Below are 19,759 nucleotides of genomic sequence, written 5' to 3'. Positions count from 1 at the left end.
TGATATGCAGGGCAGCAGCATATTCAGGATACAGCAAGGATTTAATTAAAGAGTCAGGTAAAAAGTCAGGTAAATATTCTGATAATGAAGGCAAGGCAAAGGAATTATTATTACAGATAAATCTGATAGGAGGATTTCACATGGCAAATTTCAAAGTTGTAGTTTCTGACCCAAAAGAAGCGCGTGCTTACCAGATCGACGTTAAAGACGCTGAAGCAAACGCATTAATTGGAAAATCAATCGGTGAAGTTGTTGACGGTGCCCTTTTCGGGCTCGCCGGCTACAAAGTCAAGATCACTGGCGGCTGCGACGGCAGCGGTTTTGTTATGAAACCGGACCTTCCAGGCCCCAGAAGACAGAGAATTCTGCTGGCAGTAGGTGTCGGCTATGTCCCCAAACACCCGGGACAGCGCAGGAGAAAGATGATGCGCGGCAAGGAAATTGCCCATGACATCGTCCAGATCAACGCCAAGATCGTTGAATATGGAGACAAATCCATAAAAGCCCTTCTCGGCCTTGAAACCGCAGAAGCCCCTGCAGAGTGATTTCAAGTTCCGCCTTCGGGCGGGATTTAAAATACTCTTTGATTTTTTCTTTCATTGATTTTGATTTCAGATTCTTTTTGCATCACTATTTATTTTTTCGAGTTCACTGATTTTATTTCAGAGACTTTGAGTTTTTGCATTAAACATAGTGATAGTCTGGTTCTCACTTTTACCCCTCCTGAATAAATTTAAGCACTTAAAAGAAAAGTACTCTCAGTCAACTCCTCCAGTTTTTCCAAATCTCAGCTATCACAACAATATCAGAACTCGTATATGAGTGGGGTTAGCAGGATTACGACCAGGCTCACCAGAATTGTGAGAGGCAGTCCTACTTTTATGTAATCTCCTGTAGTGTATCCTCCTGGCTCGAAGACCATGAGGTTGGTCTGGTACCCGGCGGGGTTGAGGAACGAATAACTCGTCCCGAGCATAAGGGCAACTGCGAACGGCATGAAGCTGCTACCTATGTCCCCAGCAATTGAGACCGCAATCGGGAACATGAAGGCGGCTGCTGCGGCATTTGTGATGATGTTTGTCATCAGGACACAGCTAACGAAGACAACTGTAAGTGCCACATAAGGGTCGTTGCCCCCAAAGGCCGAGACCAGGCTGCCGATAACGTCTGCAAGCCCGCTTTCCGTAACCGCCGCCTCAAGCCCGACAGCGCATCCGAGCACCACGACCGTGTTCCATTCAATGCTCTTAGTCGCTCTCCTTATGCTCATGCACCCGGTTGCAAGCATTGCAAAGGTTGCCAGAAGCGCAGCGTTGAGGATCGTAAGCAGGCCGAGTGCAGCCGATGTAACCATTGCCGCCGTAATTACAATTGCGGCGATAGCGCGGTCCGTCCTCTTTACACGGTAGCCTCTCAGGCGCTTGATAAGAATAAACTCGGTTTCGTTTCGGTTGTGGTAGAAAAACGAGTCTTCGACCTCAAGCACGGCATTATCCCCCTGCCTGATCCGCACTTTTCTGAGGGGAACTGCCGGAGGCTCTCCTCCCCGGGAAATTGCCACAATCGCTGCCTCGTAAGGTTTCCCGGTCTCCCGGCGTTCTTCAATGCTGTGCCCGACAGCTGAACTCCGGGGAGATACGACTACCTCTACAAGACGGTGCCGGTATCGCTCGCCCTTCATCGGGGAAAGCGTGTTGAGCGGGGTAAGCCCTATGGTTGCCCAGAGCGCAGGCAGCCCTTCGGCATCAGTGGTAAAGGTCAGGACATCCCCCTGCCTGAGCACGAGGGCAGGTTCTATCGGGGGCTTTTCCTTCTCTCCTCGCCGGACCGCATTCAGGGTATATCCCGTCGAGGCAGAAAAGCCGGCTTTCTCGATGGTCTTTCCTGCAAGGTAGGAATCAACATCGATGAAGAACTCAGCCCTGTAGAGGCGCCTTTTTATCTCCTCTTTTTTTCCTGCATCATGCCGCGGAAGAAGTTTTGTGCCGATGAAAAGGAGAAAGACTATGCCGATGATAGCTGCAGGAAGCCCTACAACCGTCGGAACGAAGATGGTGATCCTTTCCATCACGGGGGTTCCCGGATCATTTTTTGCGATCTGTTCGATTACGAGGCCTGCAATAATCAGGTTTGAAGAGGTGCCTATAAGAGTGGAAGCGCCCCCGAGTATGGATGCGTAGCTTAAGGGGATGTAGATTTTTGAGGAGTCAAGGCCCGTGTTCCTTGAGAGGTCGCGGATCACAGGGATCATCATGGCAACGAGCGGGGTGTTGTTTAGAAACGCACTCCCTAATGCCACGGGAGGAAGAATCTTGAGCTGGCCGCTGAGAAGCGATTTTGGAATTCCCACAATGCGGTCCGAAATCATGGTGATAGCCCCGGTGGAGTACATCCCCTCGGCAATCATGAAAAGTACGGCAACGGTCAACACACCCTGATTGGAAAAGCCTTTCAATAAATCTTCTACCGGGGCAAGTCCGAGCGTTATTGCAGCAGTGAGGGCTCCCAGGAAAATTATGTGCGCCGGCAGTTTGGAGAATAAGAGCAGTGCAAAAGCAACTGCCAGAATCCCTAAGGTAATCCAGGCATCAGTCGTCATCATAATTTGCCCACCCTCCGGTTCACTCTCCCCCTCATTGAGTGATACCTTCCGGGATTGCAGCCGACCACCTGCTGTCCCTGCCTATCCCTGGTTATTATTATATTCTCTATCTTATATTAGGCTGCGCCTTATATTTCAGGTAATTTTTTCACGGGTATGTACCTTCCGGGCTTAAAAATACCTGCTCTAATATCCGGTATCCAGCAGGGTTAAGATGCCTTCTATTGGAAAGATAGTATTTTCTCTATCGTTTTGAGTAGAGCTGTTTAACTGAGTGGAGTTGGTTAATGTAAAATCCTCTATTCCACCATTACTGCCTGAAGTTGAGTTACTGGCCCGAAAATATGATTCATGATAGTAATTATCAAAACGTACTCAATCGTTTTTGCGTGGTAAGTATCTGCAAGTGCAGTCCCTGAAAGTAGACTATAATTGAAAAAACAAAATAAGTAGCTTTACTGGTTGTCTACCATGTTATCTCCAAAGTTTTCCCGAAATTAATTATAATTCACATCATGTACCGGATGCCCCGGTTCGTCTCAACGTTAAGGAGTGAGTTGCCTGTGGCATTAACATCTGCTATTCATTTCAACTCCCTTATCTATTTTTCAATAAACTACTTTTTCTACGTCCTATATAAGTTTTCTATCCAGATCATCAAACTATAACAAAAGATACTTAAGTTATATTTTCATCGTTTAACATTATTTATTTATATTAAAATCTTTTTGATACATTGGACAGAAATCATATATAGGTGATAACTTCAGTGCTATATGAAGACTTTTTGAGATATTATATCAAATATCCAATTAATTTGGGCTATATTCATTTTGATGAAATGGGTATAAAGCAATTATAAGAAGTCCACAAACATATTGAGTTTGAACATTGTGAAAAAACTGAGTTTGATTCAGAACAATCTACCCGGAAGAGCCGAATCTTCTGAATATTTTCCCTAAGGCAAAACCGCGTTGACTTTAACTTTAACTGTGCTTAAAGTTCGCTGGCTTTGCTTTCGGGAGACATACAGGATAAATATGAAGGAAAGGAGAAAATTAAGAATGATAGAAAGCAAAGGAATACGAATAGGCGAGCTAATTGTTGCAATGCTGCTTGTGAGCATAGCGTTCATGCCCGCTGTTAGTGCAATTGAAGTTGAAGCGCATCCAGTTCCAAACTCGGGTATGATTATGGTTGATGAGGTGGTAACAGTGACCTCTGATGCTGGTTTCAATCCAGATACGGATTTTGCAAAACTCAAGATCAATCCACGTCATTCAAACACCCAGTTAAAACCGGGAAGTAGCGATGAAATCACTGTGACTGTCACAAACAAGGACAATAAAACCATTACAGTAGAACCCAGGGTTGTGCTATCCCCGTATATGGAGAATATCTTTGAAGAAAGTTGGGTCACCGTAACACCTGCCAGAAAAGACATCGAAACGGATGCTAAACAGGAGTTTACCATTAAGGTGAATATCCCACAAGATGCTGATATCGGGAACTATGGAACTGATATCGCATTCACCGATGATGTGATGCCAACACCATATCCAACACCCTATCCCCAGTATATCAATGTCATGCATCTTTATGTCGATGTCTGGACTCCTCCGAAGATCCAGATCCAGACGCCATATCTCAATGACCGTGTCAAGGCAGGGGATGAATATGACTATGAAATCAAGCTCAAGAGCGTAGCTGACAGGGATATTGCTATCGACCCGAAAATGAGTGAGAACAACCAAAGGTATTATGGTCCATATGGCACGGGAGGTCCTGCATTTGATGATGATGCTATCACTATTACCGGCCCTTCCATCGTAAAAGCAGGTGAAACGGCTGTTGTCAAGGTGCATCTTGAAGTTCCTGATGATGCAAAAGGCAGATACAACGGAGCTATTGATCTGAACATTGACGATCCATCTATACGTGAATGGGACGGTCAGGTCCAAATGAATTTCGAGGTGTGGACCCAGCCCAGTGAACCGTACACAAAGACGTTCACCACCAGGACCAACGGTCCCATTACCATTGAAGTGTCATCCAATGACCACAATTATGGTATGTGGATGGGTGCAGGCAGTCAGAACGAGAAAGATGAGGCATCCTTTGACCTGGCACTGGAAGGTGAATCAGGTGAGGTCGAACTGAATCTGGTTAAAACAACCTACAGCGGTACTGTCAGTCTTGGAGCATCTGACTTCCCTCCCTGGGAAATGGATGGAGCAGGGATCTATCATGGTGCTATTGAAGTCTACACGGAGACCTATGAGGCACCAGGTGCCATCGGAGAATGGAAGCTCGACATACTTCCGGCAAATACGGAACAGTTCAACTATTTGATTTCTATCGGGGCCGTTGAATGAACAAGCGGATACGGGCGTAGTAACGCCCGTTCTTTCTTTTTCAGGTGACCTTTTTTCAGGTGACATTTATGGACCATTTATCAAAATTGTTCATGGCTGCATTGGTCGTAATGTTCCTCATAGCTGGTGTTGTATGTATCAATGACTCTGAAAATTCGTCCTCCGGGTATGAGATTACATGGGTGGGTATACCACCGGCAGAGAGTTCCATGATCGAGACAAAGATCAAACAGCAAATAAGTCCCTACCCTGGCATGGAATACGATAACGTTACACTTAGCGCATCGAGAGAAAATGACAAACTCCGTATACATGCGATCGCTGAGTCGTCAGGTTCCAGGTATCCTGACCTGTATGATTTTACATACCGTGACGGTGACTTGATACAGGTTGGATATCTCCTTGAAGCCATTCCCGAATCTGTCCGATCCGAAGCTATTGGCGTGGCTATGCAAAGTGATGGTGTCGCGAACGCTCTGAGTACTGATACGAATGCATACGGAGTTTCATCCGTAAAACGGATACTACCTGAGACAGCGGAGAAGTTCTATTCCAGAAAGACCCTGATCAGTGTGACATGGATGGATCATTCGGTATCCGCGTTGATTGACATGGACACACGAGAAGTGGTCCAGGTCTGGAACGGACAATGAGAAAAGTGGAGAGAAGTTTTTAGTGAAATACTGAATTTGTGTCCTATTCTATGGAAGGTGTCGGAATGTAAATCCCAGGGGATTAATAGGGTTTAAGCAAAAAGGTAGATTATTCAAAAAACTTCACATACGTTTTTTCAATTGTATCCCGATAAACAGGATTTATACTGTATATTTTACTCCTTCCCATCTTATTTTCTTCAATCAGGTCCAGAGCCTTTAATTGCTTCATATACCAGGAAATCGTACATCTGGAAATTCCCGTTGTAAGAGCAAGGTCTCCATTGGTGTTGCATTCTTCCTTTAATATCTTTGAAATTATCTTTCGGTTCATCTCATTTTGAAGAGCTGAAATAACACGTTTTTCTTTTTCGTCGTATGTGGAGCTGTTCTGGAAGTACCGGACTTTTCCACCCAAACATTGAGCTTCGATCATATTTTCTGCTTCGAGAATTTGGAGATGGTGGCGCAATGTCCCCCGGTTCAGGCCCATATTGTTTGCAATCTCACCTATGTAGGTCCCGGGCCTTGTTTTGATAAAATCATATATGTTTTTCCTCTTCAGAACTCCAATAGTATTTGAATAGTCTACCACTCGAAATCCGAGTATTGCAAAAATAAGCTTTGCAGGTAACAGCAGTATGTCTGTTACCGATAAGACATTCATCACGGCCAGCCAGAGCAGAAACTGCCAGTAGGGTATTACGGTATCTTCTAATATCTGCACGTCTTCTCCAGCTACGGATACTCCAAATTCATCATTTGGAGCCGGGCTTACAATATATTCCGTAGCCCCGGCTGTTGTTGTGAATAAAAAAAAGAATATACAGAGGATAAGCTTTTTTTCAAGCTTAGAGCTTGTAAATATTAAACGTTCAGTCTTCGGTTCCACTGACCGATTCCTCATAGGCTTTCAACTTTTAAATTTCCTGAGTTATGTATTCCTGCTTGAGAGTTATTGTTAGTTAGTCTGCCCGTAGATTATGCGATAAGCAGGCAGAAGAATAAAAAATTAAAACTCGGCATTAGAGGAATCTGCCGGGCAGGAGATTGCCACATATTCCTTTTAAGGAGGGAGTGAAGAATCTTCAGGAAATGGACTTGCAATAATTCCTCTTCTGCCGAGACTGCAGGTACAACCAGTAAACCTGTAGACATACTAAGCCTGCAGCCATACATAATATTGATACTTTTCATCTTTTCATACTGTCACATATGGGGTAAGAAACCCGAGCATATATAGTTTCTCTCCAAAGTATCAAACAATCATTCTCATGTAGTCCTTTAATATGTATTTCATAAAATATGCAGAATTATCTGAAAAAAGGCACAGCCTGCCTTTGTATAGTAAATTTGTTCAAAAAAAGAGAAATTGTGAGGATGGAATTTCATCCTCCCGGACAGGACAAAATCATAAATTTTTTATATCTCGTCTGAAAGGCTTTCAAAGAAGCTGCTTTCCGGTTCCTGCTCTGGATTTACACTCATAACCTTCTTGATCTCCGTAATGGAGAGGGCTTTTTCAGGAAACCTGTCACCCATGCGCTGATTTCAACCAACTCGAGGTGTATGCCCTCTCAGATTTGATACAACATTCCTGATTAGCTTCCAACATTTCTGATAAGATTATTTCTACAGAATTACAGGCTTGCGGAAGTAAACAGGAATGAATATATCTGGATAACAATAGACAGGCCTGCTGGAATCCCTACAGTAATAGCGGCGTTTTTAAATGACATATTTCGGGCATGCAAGAGTGCAAATATCCAGATGTATGCAGACAGTATGAAACATAAAATTGCAATTATTTGCGAGGTATAAAACAGGGGATTATTTGAGAACATCTGCTCTATACCCTGGGCCATAAATTGTGAGTCTTGTGAGGAAAAATCAACCGAAGATAACAAGAAATACATTGCAATAATACTTACCACGCTGCTGAATATTTGTGGCACAAATCCATAACCTACAAACTCTAACGTTCTCTTGAAAGAACCCTTTGAAGCAAATACATAGGATATTGAATAGAAGATTCCAGCCAGTACAAACCAACTAATAAATGTTCCAATCAAACCCCCGATGGCACCTCCAATGATACCGATTGACATTACTGAAGCAGATATAGATGAATCCATGTCAGAAGAAAACGAATCTTTAAGGTTATTCATGACCAGCAAACTTGAACTTATTGTTAATACAGCGATTACAAGTATTATCAATAGAGGATACTTAAAACTGACTTCATTTCCTAGTTTTTCCCTGAAAAACGAATTCGGGTCAAATAATAATTTATTTAGGTTTAGATTATCCATATATTTTACACCATTTTAAATTTTATCTGGTAAATGTCATAAAATTTATAAAACTTCAATATGCTTAATCAGGTATTTAGATTTAACTTTACCAGTTCAGGTTTTATTCCATAACTTAATTCATTATCCTCAAGCCCAATAATAAGAGCACAAATCTGCGGATCATTTTCAAGTATGTTTCTGGAAGTGAACGCTCCAGTTCTTCATCTTCAATAGGGCCTATTTTCATGGCCAGTCCACCAATGTATTTTATGGGCTCGGAATCTAAATTTGAGCCCGTTATTCAAAGAATTTCATATATGTTTTTTCAATTGTATCCCGATAAACAGGATTTATATTGTATATTATACTCTTTCCCATCTTATTTTCTTCAATAAGATCTGACTCCTTTAATTGTTTCATATACCAGCTAATTGTACTTTTGGAAATTCCTGTTGTAAGGGCAAGATCCCCATTGGTGTTGCATTCTTCCTTTAATATTTTCGAAATTATCTTTCGGGTAATCTCATTTTGAAGGACTGAGATAACCAGCTTTTCATTTTCACCGTATGTGGAATTATTCTGGAAGTATAGGACTTTTCCGCGATCACTGTGAGCTTCGATCATGTTTTTCGTTTCTAGAATCTTGAGATGATGGCGCAGAGTCCCTCGGTTCAGATCCATATAATTTGCAATCTTACTAACACAGATCCCTGGATTGGCTTTTATAAAGGCATATATATTCTTTCTCTTCATAACCCCAACAGCGTTTGAATGGTCTACCAATCGAAATCCGAGTATTGCGAAAAGAAACTTTACAGGAAGGATCAGTATATCCATTACCGACAAGATATTCATTACAGCCAGCCAGAGCAAAAATTGCCAGTAGGGTATTACGGTATCTTCTAATATCTGTACATCCTCTCCGGCTACGGATACTCCAAATTCATCACCTGGTGCTGGGCTTACGATATATTCCGTAGCTTCGGCTGCCATTATTAAAAATAAAGAAAAAAAGAGAAGGAGATAGATTCTCCTGCAATTAATGCTGCGCAACATTAAACGTGTAATCTTCAGTACCACTAACCGATTCTCCGTAGACTTTGAATATCCATGTTCCCTGTACCACATATCCCTGTGAGGGATCTATATTAAGGCGTATCCTGCCGTTCACACTTCCGTCATAGTTATCCCGGTAAGTTCCGATTTTGCTTCCTGATGGGGTGTAAATGCTAAGAGTCAGAGAATCACTTGTATCTCCCCAATTCAAATCTACTTCAAGATAATCTACTCCTGAGCCTACGTTTACATTGTGAGTTATAGTCTGCCCCTGGCTTATGTACTGGGTTGACCTTAGAGAAGAAACGGAATTTTCAGTACTAAGAATATTTTCTGTCCAGGGGCTAACAATGTAATCTTTTACGGTAGAAGCCAGAGCGTCTTCCGTGCCAGAGTTAACCGCGCATTCCTCTTTGGCCGAAACTGCAGGAACAGCTAGTAGCCCTGTAATTATGCATAATACACATACTTTCCAGGTTTTCATAGTGTCACCTAAAAGTGGGTAAGAAGTCCAGGCATATATAGTTTCTTTGTAAAGTATCGAACAATCAATGTTACACTTCTTATGATATATTGCTACGAAACTAATAAAATGTCCGGAAAAAGGCATAATGATACCTTTTTCCAGGAATATTTCTTAAAAAAGAAGAATTTGTGAGGACGTTTATCCATCCTCGATGTCAGTATAAAATAGTAAATGTTATAAACTATTATGAGAAACTTTATAAGAGCTGCTTTCCGGCTCCTGCTCCGGATTTGCACTCATAAACTTCCGTGATTTTCATGACGGCAAGGGCTTTTGCAGGGAACCTGTCTCCCATGCTCTTGACCATCTTATGCATCTTCTCGTAGTCTTCCCCTTCGGTCTTTATCTCAAAGTCCCCTTTTATCTGGTAACACCCCTTAACCTCAGGGCCCCATACGTAAATCGCACCCCTCGGGTTTTCTTCAAGGTTCTGGCGGGTCTTATAAAAGTAGTTGTCTGCAATCCAGATAGTTTCTCTGTCTTCCTGGAGCTTACAAAAGCCGATGGGTATTACGTTCGGATCTCCGTTTCCGGAGGCAGTTGCAAAAGGAAAAACCTTCATTTTTTCAAAATCTTCGACCATTTCACTGCTCAATTTGACCATTCAATTCACCCCTTCGTTAGATCTGTTTTTGTTGGAATAATATACTCTTACTCTACTATTAAATATATAGTAAGGTAAGGAGTTGGAGATATATTGATTATAAACAATTAAAGAGCGACAAATATATGAGCTCATCCCAAAACCAATTTTATTCTCAAATCATTAAATTTTTAGAATGGTTTTTCGTGATCTGAAACTCGATTGATTACTCGGAATACTGGATTCAGAGAAGCAAATTTTGAGTTTTGGGATCGGCTCTATAAGAAATTGGTTATCGGATATAGGTGCAAAAGAAGAACACTGTTCTAAAATTCGTAAAAAATAAAGCCATTTGAAGCGACTGGAAACAAAAATTTATTTTAAAAGGTCTGAATTCCCACAAAAATTAAATTATCATTGGAAAATATTTATAGGTATCTGTCTGAATGGATCTCCTTTTCCAAGGAGAGGAGATTGGTTTACGAAAAACAAAGGCAGAATGCCTGTTACTTTAGTGGCGGGATGAATGCCGTCAACTTCCGTACATTTACCATTTTTCGATAACTATTGGCTTAATATAAGTTCAAAACCTTTATATACATGATAAATATGAGAAAAGGAAGTTTATATAGGATTTATCCTGAAGAGGGCCAAAAGCAAGTGCTTGAACAGCATTTTGGCGGCGTCCGTTTTCTCTATAATAAACTTCTTCATATTAAATCTATTTTATATAGTCAGTGTGGATGTAGTATCTCAAGATCAGAACTTGATAAGCACATTCTTGTCTTAAAAGATATTTATCCTTGGTTGAAGAATGTTAATTCTCAATCTTTGCAACAGGCAAACAAAAACTTAGATACTGCTTATCAGCGTTTTTTTAAAGGATTGGGGGATTATCCAGCTGAGAAATTAAAGAAAAAACAACATTTCTCTTTCCAGGTTCCTCAACATTATAAAATTAACTTAACTACGTCTGAGGTATTTCTACCTATTATTGGCTGGATAAAAATCAACATACATAGACCCTTTTTTGAACCTGAATTCTTTGAAACTCATATCAAAACAACTACCATTAATAACGAAATCATAGTTGAGAAGGATCTTAATTCAGAATTTTTAAGAACTGCTACAGTTTCCAGAACATCAGCCGGAAGATACCATATTAGCATCTTAACCGAGGATCTGAATAACTATCCGGTAACTCAACAATATTCCGAATCAACTCTGGTAGGTGTTGATGTTGGTATCAAGACATTTGCAGCCATATCTACAGGGGAGAAAATTGAGAACCCCAAGTTTCTTAAAAAGTCTATAAAGAAACTTAAAATGCTACAAAAAAGAGTCAGTAGAAAGGTTAGAGGTTCTCAAAACCGGAAGAAAGCTGTTAAGAAACTTGCAAAACAACATCAATTAGTTTCAAACCAGAGAAATAATTTTCAGCATAAAGTTTCATTGTCACTAATACGCGAAAACCAAGCAGTTGCAATTGAAACTTTAAACATAAAAGGTATGATTAAGAATCACAAATTAGCTCAAGCTGTGGCTGATTCTGCATGGTACAGTTTTGTAACAAAGTTGGAGTATAAGGCTCAATGGTTTGGCAAGACAATTTTGAAGATTGGAATGTTTGAACCATCTTCTAAAAATTGTCATGTTTGCGGATACCATAATTCTGAATTAACTTTAAAGGATAGAGAATGGTTTTGTCCTTCTTGTAATACAAACCATTACAGAGATATTAATGCAGCCATCAACATTAAACAATTTGCAATTAATAATCTAATCACCTCTGGAACAGAGGGTAGAGCCTGCGGAGTTATTCTCAAAAGAGAGAGCCATGAAGCAGGATGCCCGTCATTTCAATGACGGGTAGTTCACGTAGTATCGGAAGTAGATGGAACTATTGCCCGGAGAGCCAGATTCTTCCTGCCTCATAATCGGACTATGGGGTACATGTTTGCAAAAGAAGAGGGACATCTTGAACTCGATCGTGTGGTCAACAGCAAAAGATAAAAAATAAAAACACGATCCCGTAGAGAAGTACTCCGGGTCTCGAAAGTACTCCGGTTTCAACACTCATTTTGGAAATAGGAAGGAAGAACTTTCCTAAAAAAGAGATCAATTTAAAACTGCTTTTCACAGGGAAATCCCTGAAAGGATCTCAAGCCTTTTGTTCCAGTGGTCGAATCCCCTTTTTGCCGCATACCAGTCGAAGAAATCACTTTCATCTCCCATGTTTCCGGCTTCGAACCTTGCCCTGAGCTCACTTGAGCTGTACCCGAACTTTGCCTCAAAATCCTCACAGATTATGGAATACCGCTTGACCTTGTATTTTGCAACATGCTTTTCATGTTCAAGAGCCGAACGGATAGCCTCACATACTTCCTGAGGTGAGAAATCAGTCTCTATATTAAGTGTGAAACTCATGTCTATCCCTATTAAGAATAGTCTCCTATTTCATATAAAGTAATTAGAAAATAAACAATTAAACAGGTTTATTACCTGAAAAATCTCTTTCTCATGCCTTCCATTTCACGAGCTTATTTTCATAACTACCTTATTTCTTTTCTCTGGCACTAAAGTGCTGTGATTTGAAAAGTACTTTCATTTCTTTGTGCCTGTTATTTGAAGAATTTCGTTTTTGTTTTTTCAGAATTTCTTTTTACCGTTTCTTTTTCCTTTACAGCAAGCCCTATCAGAAGCACTCCCATATAAAAAAGTTATAAGGAATAAAGTAACAAAGAAGGTTGGGGCGAGGTAAATAAGGTGGAGGGGAGTTAAATAAGGTGGAGGAGAGCTGATAAGAACAGATAAATCACAGATTTAAAGGATTCAGGTTAAAAACAGAACCGGTTTAGAAGGTTTACATATTTAGACGAATACATTTTCAATAATTGCTGCAGAATACGAAATTCAAATCTCTTTTACCTGGATTGCTTCCTTTAGCATGTGCGAGAAAAGGTCGGTACCCCATTTAAGGGCTTCAGGTTCGGAACTTATCAGGCTTTCGTGTTCAAAGAATTTCTCCCCTGGGAAAAGAGTGAGCAGAAAAAACCTATCTGTCACTGTAAGGTCTGCAATTTTAGGGTCTTGCGGGAAGATAAACACCCTGACGTTTCCAAAATTCAGGAAAGTGCACAGTTCTTCCCTGTAATCCGTTTTGAACCTCCGGAACACTGGCTCTGTAAACATCAAAGAAATTTCCACTCCTTTTTTTGCAAGTTCCGGGTAGAGTGTGGTAAAAGAAGGGTGGAAATAGGAAGCAAAACCGAAAATATGCGTGGAAAGATGAAGTTTTTCTACAAATTCAGGGTTAAGTTCGAACATGTGGCTCACCTCCGGACGGATGAGTTTGCAGTTCTTCAGTTCAAAAAGTCTTTTGCGTAAAAAAGGAGGGATTCCTTCAAGGTTCCTTTTCGTCCAGTAATCGAAATTTTCTTCCAGGACTTCCAGGGTGTCCAGAAAAGGCGGCATTTTGTCCGCGATTATAATTCCCATTGGAGAAAGTTCATAGGTATGCCCCTTCTGTATAACGAGATTACCTTCCTTCAATTTTTTGATCTGAGGGAGGATTGAAACAGGGCCTGCGGAAAGGTGTTTCTGAATCTCAGCCATACTCCCTGGCTTATCTTTCAGAAAAAGAAGAAGTTTCTTCCTTTTCTCAGATAAAAAGACCAGCTCTATTAATTTGACTTGCTCCTTCATCTAAACACCGTAAATAAAACACCAATGATGTCTAGATGGCAGAACAGCTATTTATACATTGTTATAAAATTTCAACCGTCTAGTGGTGTACAAAAAAAATAGATAAAGGAAGGAAAATGAAAGATGGAAAGAATATGAAACAAGGACGGAAAATGAAAGGGGGAGAATGAAAAAAGGAAGGAAAATGAAAGACGGAGAATGAAACAAGGACGGAAAATGAAAGAAGGAGAATGAAAAAAGGAAGGAAAATGAAAGGAGGAGAATGAATAAAATATTCTACAGGTTCGGACAATAAAGCTGCCGGAAAGGGTATGATTCTTGCAGCGAGTGGCATTCTGCCAGTTAGAACCTGATAGCATCAAGGACCGCCAGTTTTTGCTTCCAGTGGTCAAGCCCTCTTTTTGCGGCATACCAGTCAAAATATTTGTCGTCGTCTATATATTCACCGGCTTCAAATTTTTGTATGAACTCCGTGGAGATCAGGTCGTACTGGTCTTCAAATTCATCGCAGATCATGGAATAGCGATATACCTTGTATTTTGCAAGATGTTTCTCATGTTCCAGAGCTGAGCGAATAACCTCGCTTACTTCCTGCAGCGAGTAATCGGTATCAATCTGCAATGTAAGGTCCATGTTTATCCCATAGAAGAATTGTTGATAGTACTAAAAATGTTGCTGATACTAAAAATTGATCCTATATCTCTTTTTCTATTTATTATGAGTTGCATCCTCTGGAATCCAGGGAATATCGGAAGCATAAGGCTAAGATTCAAAAATCTAAGTATTTTATCACAATCAAATAACTTGAAAATTTATCGGATAGAGCTCCTTCCGTTGTCTCAGGGTCCTTGATCTTCAGAATACGTTTTTTAGATTGGTGCAGGATTAAGGCCCACCTGCGAATAGATCACAAAAAAGCCTGAATGAATGAATGAATGAATGAATGAATGACTGAATGAATAAAAATAAAAATAAATGAAGGGAAAATAAAAAAATAAAAAAATTCAGAACAGATAGGTGTAGAAAAGTGTGGATTTGGAAATTAAACCTACACCGTCATCAGTTTCGGGTCACGATACGGATTATCCCGGAGTTCTCCATGTTCTTATAAATGAATGCTGAGGAGTATGCAAGCAGCATGAACTTAAAGCCCTGGGCAAAGTCCATTTCCATGAACATTAATATCATGTACATGAAAAAGGCAAACTGTATTACACACAGGAACATTCCGGCTGCGGTGAACATTTTCTGACGACTGCTACTATCACTACTGTCTGGATCATCTGATTCTTCTGACATTTTGTTTCGAACCTCGCAAATAAAAGTGCTAAAGGTGTTTTATATTTAGTTTGTTTTTATTTTATTTTGGTTTGTGTTTTTTACTTGATTCTGCTTTTTACTGAAGGCAGTTTTCAACCAGCTCAAATTAAATAGTCTCCCCGGCTTTACAGCATAGCAACTAGCTTCTCTGAAGCTTTTAAAACGAGACAAAAAGCTGAAAACTTCAACAGATGCATCTGAAGGTTCAGTTATATTGATCTTCTGGTGCAACATTTATGTGAAAAAACACGCTCCAATTTAGAGACTTTTATACAATCTTACTATTTGTTATGGATGGTATATATAACTTGCGAGGGGCGGGTGGGTGCTGCTGAGCTTGAACCCGTTTTTCATTTTGAGGTTTTGAAATCATACGTCAATTCCCAGGACAATCTTTAGCCTTTTATCCCATTATCAAGGCTTCTTTTTGCCGCATACCAGTCGAAAAAGTCCTCAGAATCCCCGTTTTCTCCTGAATCTAATTTGTGAGGCTGGAAACTTTTCCGGTGGCGGGAGATTTTTAGGACTTATATTTTATTTTTAGTCGCCCCCTTCAGATTCCCGCACAACCGGAGAGAAAAAGCAGAATTTCACTTCCTCCGGGCGGGATTTTTAAGAGAAAATTTTTATTTTTCGGGCGGCAGGCCGATATGTATCGGAGTCTGATGATATTCTTGAGCACAGGAAATGGATCTTGGATCTTCAATCAGACCCTTACTTTTAGATTAAAAATCTTTTTTAACAGAGTTTCAGCCAGTTTTTACTCTGCTTTAAATGACTTAATTGATTTTTATACAATAAGCCCTTTTTAAAACCATTTTAGCGCTTAACTTCGAAACACATATAATTGTCTTCACTTTACATTACAGACGTTTGAAATGCGGAGAATTTGAAAAATGAACAAGATGACCCTTTCAGAATTAGAGCAATCTCTCTGGGGCGCTGCAAATATACTGCGAGGCCCAGTTGATGCTTCTGATTTTAAATCTTACATATTTCCCTTACTTTTTTTCAAAAGAATCTCTGATGTTTACGATGAAGAATTTAACGAAGCACTTGAGGAATCAGAAGGTGATGAAGAATATGCTGGATTAAGTGAATTCCACGACTTCATTATTCCTGAGAATGCTCACTGGAAAGACATTCTGGAAACGACTCAGAACGTTGGCCAGGCTCTTCAATATGCCTTCCGGGAAATTGAAAAATCAAATCCTGATACGCTTTATGGTATATTTGGAGATGTGAACTGGACAAACAAAGAAAGGTTATCCGATGAGCTGCTGATTAATATTATTCAACACTTTAACCCTCTAATACTTTCAAAATCCAACGTCGAGCCTGATATGCTTGGCCAGGCTTACGAATACTTAATCAAAAAATTTGCAGATCTTACTAACAGGAAAGCCGGCGAATTCTATACACCAAGGCCAATAGTACATTTAATGGGCAGTATTCTGAAACCTCAGGAAGGAGAAACAATTTACGATCCTGCATGCGGTTCAGGTGGCATGCTTCTTGAGTCCTATCATTATGTTAAAAATAATGGAGGAGATGCAAGAACATTAAAATTATACGGCCAGGAAAAAAACCTGACAACTTCCTCAATTTCAAGAATAAATCTGTTTCTCCATGCGGTTCAAAGCTTCCAGATTATTCGAGGCGATACATTAAAAGAGCCTGCTTTTCTTGAAGGAGACAGGCTTAAACAATTCGATGTCGTGATCGCAAATCCTCCATTTTCACTGGAGAAATGGGGACATGAAAACTGGTCCCAAGATCCATACGGCAGAAACATTGCAGGCACGCCTCCAAAAAGCAATGGGGACTATGCCTGGGTCCAGCACATGATATCTTCAATGGCTCCTGAAACCGGAAGAATGGCAATTGTGCTGCCCCACGGAGCCCTCTTCAGGCAGGGAACCGAAGGAACAATCAGAAAAGTTTTGATTGAAAAAGACCTGCTCGAAGCTGTTATCGGACTTGGGCCAAACCTGTTTTACGGAACCGGAATAAGTGCCTGTATTCTCGTTTTCCGTTCAAAGAAAACCCATGAAAAAAAGAACAGGGTCCTTTTCATCGATGCGTCAGAGCAGTACCAGAAGGGCAGAAGCCAGAACTTTTTCCTGCCAGAGAATGCGGAAACCGTGCTTCAGTGGTATGAGAATTACGGAGTTATTGAAAATATATCTCAGGTAGTTGAGCTTTCAGAAATCCAGAAAAACGAATTCAACCTTAATATCCCACTCTATGTCAAAAAAGTTCATGACATGAAAGAAATCGACCTGAAAGCCACCCTTGAACAGCTAAAAGCGGATTACGAAGCCTTCCTGGAATCCGAAGAAAAAATGAAGCGGTTACTTAAAGAAGTGAATGTCCTATGAATCCAGCAAATTCTCATGTAAGCCAGCAGGAACTTGAGCAGTACCTGTGGGGCGCAGCCACTCTTCTCAGGGGAGGCGTTGACCCTGGCGAATACAAAAATATCATTTTTTCGTTGATGTTTTTCAAACGCATTTCCGATGTCTATGATGAAGAACTCGAAGAGACTCTCAAGGAATCTGATGGAGATCTTGAATACGCCCAGTTTGCAGAAAATCACCGCTTCATAGTTCCAGACGGCTCACACTGGAAGGATGTAAGGGAAATTACCACTGATGTCGGAAAAGCAATCCAGGACGCGATGCGTGAAATCGAAAAAGCCAACCCTGACAAACTTGAGGGTATCTTTGGAGACGGGAACTGGACCAATAAAGACCGCCTGAGTGACAAAACCCTCATAGATCTGCTCGAACACTTTTCAAGCCTGAAACTCACCATCAAAAACGTCCCCCAGGATCAGTTCGGAAACGCCTACGAATATCTTATTAAAAAATTCGCGGATGACAGCGGCCACACCGCAGCTGAGTTCTACACCAATAGAACAGTGGTCGAGCTGATGGCTCTTATTATGAATCCCAAATCAGGAGAATCCATTTACGACCCAACCTGTGGCTCTGGCGGAATGCTTCTGAACTCTCTACTTCTGGTAAAGAAAAGAGGTGAAGAATACCGCAATATAAAACTCTACGGCCAGGAAATCAACCTCATAACTTCAGCCATCGCCCGCATGAATATGTTCATCCACGATGTAGGTGATTTCCACATTACAAGAGGTGACACTCTTGAAAACCCGGCTTTTATCAAAAACGACAGGGTTCAGCAGTTTGACATGGTGATTGCCAATCCCCCCTATTCAATCAAAAAATGGAACCAGAGCGGCTGGACAAAAGACCCCTGGGGCAGAAACATCTATGGAACACCACCCCAGGGCTGTGCTGACTACGCCTTTTTCCAGCACATAATCTGCTCAATGAAAGAAGATACAGGCAGATGTGGAATATTATATCCACATGGAGTTCTTGAAAGAGACAGTGAACAAAAAATGAGAGCAAAAATTATTGAAGACGATCTGGTAGACTGTGTTATAGGGCTTGGAGAGAATCTATTCTACAATGCAGCAATGGAATCGTGTCTAGTTTTTTGTAAAATGAATAAAGAGCCTCATAAAAAGGGAAAAATTCTGTTTATCGATGCTAAGGAAGATGTAACTAGAGAGAAAACGCAGAGCTTTTTAGAACCAGATCACATTGAAAAAATTCACAATGCTTATGTAAATTATAAAGATGTTGACGGGTTTGCAAAAGTTGTGGACATCACGAAAATAAGAGAAAACGAATACAATTTAAACATAAGCCTGTATTTTGATAACAATCTCTACATTGATAATGAGCTTCTTGAAACTCCAATAGAAACTTACATCGAGAACTGGAAAGAAAGCAGTCACCATCTTAAATGTTCAATCGCAGAACTTGAATCTATTTTAAAGGAGATCATAAAAAATGAATAAAAACGTTCCTGATGATTGGAAATTTGTTAAGTTTGGGGAAGTTGTTCAACATGTGAAGGATAGATTCCCAAATCGTGATGAATGGACATTTGATAGATTCATTAATGGTGGCCATATTGATAGCGGTCAAATTAGAATTACAAAATCGAGTCCGATAAAGGGAAACGAGGAAACAATTGGATCAGCTTTTCATATGAGGTTCAAACCCGGACATGTTCTCTATGTAAGCAGGCGTGCCTATCTGAGAAAAGGAGGCATAGTCGATTTCGAAGGCATTTGTTCGAATGTGACCTTCGTATTGCAAGCCGATGAAACAAAGTTGCTTCAGTCCTTACTACCCTTCATCATCCAAACAGAAGCCTTCGTGAAACATACAGTAGATAATTCCCACGGCTCTACAAATCCATTTCTTAACTGGAAAGACATCGAAAGCTACAAGATGATATTGCCACCTCTTGAAAAACAAAAAAAGATCTCAGAAATCCTCTGGTCCATCGAAGACAACATCCAGAAAACCGAAAAACTCATAGAAACAACTGAAAAACTCAAACAGGAGCTCCTCAATGAACTGCTGACAAAAGGAATTGGGCACACCCGATTTAAAGATAGTGAACTGGGGAGGATTCCGGAGGAGTGGGAAGTTGTTGAGCTTGGAGATTATTCAAAGGATATTCGTTATGGATATACAGACAGTGCAAGTGCTGTCTCTTATACACATCTCCGAGCCCACGAGACGGACTCCTATCTCGTATGCCGTCT

Annotated in this window: 17 protein-coding genes; 7 read left to right on the top strand and 10 right to left on the bottom strand. The window is 40.6% G+C overall.

Features of this window, described 5'->3' with window-relative positions; genetic code table 11:
* The first annotated feature begins 140 nt into the window (after positions 1-140).
* Complete coding sequence (locus EO95_RS09585; protein WP_048134235.1) at positions 141-545, top strand: 30S ribosomal protein S6e; 405 nt, start codon at positions 141-143, stop codon at positions 543-545.
* A gap of 260 nt (positions 546-805) precedes the next feature.
* Here the strand turns inward: EO95_RS09585 and EO95_RS09580 are convergent, their stop codons facing one another.
* Entirely contained in the window at positions 806-2,602 is a 1,797-nt protein-coding gene (locus tag EO95_RS09580; protein ID WP_052733555.1) for an SLC13 family permease, read from the bottom strand.
* 974 nt (positions 2,603-3,576) lie between these two features.
* On the opposite strand from EO95_RS09580, the gene EO95_RS09575 reads away from it, so the two are divergent.
* Both EO95_RS09575 and EO95_RS09570 read left to right on the top strand, forming a co-directional pair.
* Positions 3,577-4,977, top strand: coding sequence for a hypothetical protein (locus EO95_RS09575; protein WP_156164031.1), 1,401 nt, complete (start codon positions 3,577-3,579; stop codon positions 4,975-4,977).
* A gap of 92 nt (positions 4,978-5,069) precedes the next feature.
* Positions 5,070-5,630, top strand: a complete 561-nt coding sequence (locus EO95_RS09570; RefSeq protein WP_156164030.1) for a hypothetical protein — start codon at positions 5,070-5,072, stop codon at positions 5,628-5,630.
* Positions 5,631-5,739: 109 nt separating this feature from the next.
* Here the strand turns inward: EO95_RS09570 and EO95_RS09565 are convergent, their stop codons facing one another.
* The 5 genes from EO95_RS09565 to EO95_RS09545 form a co-directional block, all read right to left on the bottom strand.
* Positions 5,740-6,522, bottom strand: coding sequence for an ArsR family transcriptional regulator (locus EO95_RS09565; protein WP_235282951.1), 783 nt, complete (start codon positions 6,520-6,522; stop codon positions 5,740-5,742).
* A gap of 748 nt (positions 6,523-7,270) precedes the next feature.
* Positions 7,271-7,942: a YIP1 family protein gene (locus tag EO95_RS09560; RefSeq protein ID WP_048134229.1), complete on the bottom strand. Its 672-nt coding sequence runs from the start codon at positions 7,940-7,942 to the stop codon at positions 7,271-7,273.
* 279 nt (positions 7,943-8,221) lie between these two features.
* Entirely contained in the window at positions 8,222-8,917 is a 696-nt protein-coding gene (locus EO95_RS09555; RefSeq protein ID WP_235282950.1) for a winged helix-turn-helix transcriptional regulator, read from the bottom strand.
* A 46-nt stretch (positions 8,918-8,963) separates the two neighbouring features.
* On the bottom strand, positions 8,964-9,464 hold the full coding sequence (locus tag EO95_RS09550) for a hypothetical protein (protein ID WP_048134272.1): 501 nt from the start codon (positions 9,462-9,464) through the stop codon (positions 8,964-8,966).
* A gap of 238 nt (positions 9,465-9,702) precedes the next feature.
* Positions 9,703-10,110, bottom strand: a complete 408-nt coding sequence (locus tag EO95_RS09545; protein ID WP_048134225.1) for a pyridoxamine 5'-phosphate oxidase family protein — start codon at positions 10,108-10,110, stop codon at positions 9,703-9,705.
* A gap of 588 nt (positions 10,111-10,698) precedes the next feature.
* On the opposite strand from EO95_RS09545, the gene EO95_RS09540 reads away from it, so the two are divergent.
* Positions 10,699-11,955, top strand: a complete 1,257-nt coding sequence (locus EO95_RS09540) for an RNA-guided endonuclease TnpB family protein (RefSeq protein WP_048134223.1) — start codon at positions 10,699-10,701, stop codon at positions 11,953-11,955.
* Positions 11,956-12,225: 270 nt separating this feature from the next.
* Here the strand turns inward: EO95_RS09540 and EO95_RS09535 are convergent, their stop codons facing one another.
* The 4 genes from EO95_RS09535 to EO95_RS09515 form a co-directional block, all read right to left on the bottom strand.
* Entirely contained in the window at positions 12,226-12,516 is a 291-nt protein-coding gene (locus tag EO95_RS09535) for a hypothetical protein (protein WP_048134220.1), read from the bottom strand.
* Positions 12,517-13,002: 486 nt separating this feature from the next.
* Positions 13,003-13,704, bottom strand: coding sequence for a winged helix-turn-helix domain-containing protein (locus tag EO95_RS09530; RefSeq protein WP_235282949.1), 702 nt, complete (start codon positions 13,702-13,704; stop codon positions 13,003-13,005).
* Positions 13,705-14,136: 432 nt separating this feature from the next.
* Complete coding sequence (locus EO95_RS09520) at positions 14,137-14,427, bottom strand: hypothetical protein (RefSeq protein WP_048134214.1); 291 nt, start codon at positions 14,425-14,427, stop codon at positions 14,137-14,139.
* Between the two features lie 426 nt (positions 14,428-14,853).
* Positions 14,854-15,093, bottom strand: coding sequence for a hypothetical protein (locus EO95_RS09515; protein WP_048134212.1), 240 nt, complete (start codon positions 15,091-15,093; stop codon positions 14,854-14,856).
* Positions 15,094-16,010: 917 nt separating this feature from the next.
* Between EO95_RS09515 and EO95_RS09510 the strand changes: the two genes are divergently transcribed.
* The 3 genes from EO95_RS09510 to EO95_RS16760 form a co-directional block, all read left to right on the top strand.
* Complete coding sequence (locus tag EO95_RS09510) at positions 16,011-17,495, top strand: type I restriction-modification system subunit M (RefSeq protein WP_048134210.1); 1,485 nt, start codon at positions 16,011-16,013, stop codon at positions 17,493-17,495.
* A complete protein-coding gene (locus EO95_RS09505) occupies positions 17,492-19,000 on the top strand; it encodes a class I SAM-dependent DNA methyltransferase (RefSeq protein ID WP_048134208.1) in 1,509 nt (502 codons plus the stop codon). The genes EO95_RS09510 and EO95_RS09505 overlap by 4 nt, the downstream gene beginning before the upstream one ends.
* The coding region (locus EO95_RS16760; RefSeq protein WP_200895027.1) for a restriction endonuclease subunit S at positions 18,993-19,759 on the top strand (767 nt) is incomplete at its 3' end. The genes EO95_RS09505 and EO95_RS16760, both read left to right, overlap by 8 nt.

The sequence above is a fragment of the Methanosarcina sp. 1.H.T.1A.1 genome, from assembly GCF_000979295.1.
In the GTDB taxonomy this organism is placed as follows: Archaea; Halobacteriota; Methanosarcinia; order Methanosarcinales; family Methanosarcinaceae; genus Methanosarcina.
This window is presented reverse-complemented; position numbering and strand designations above follow the sequence as displayed.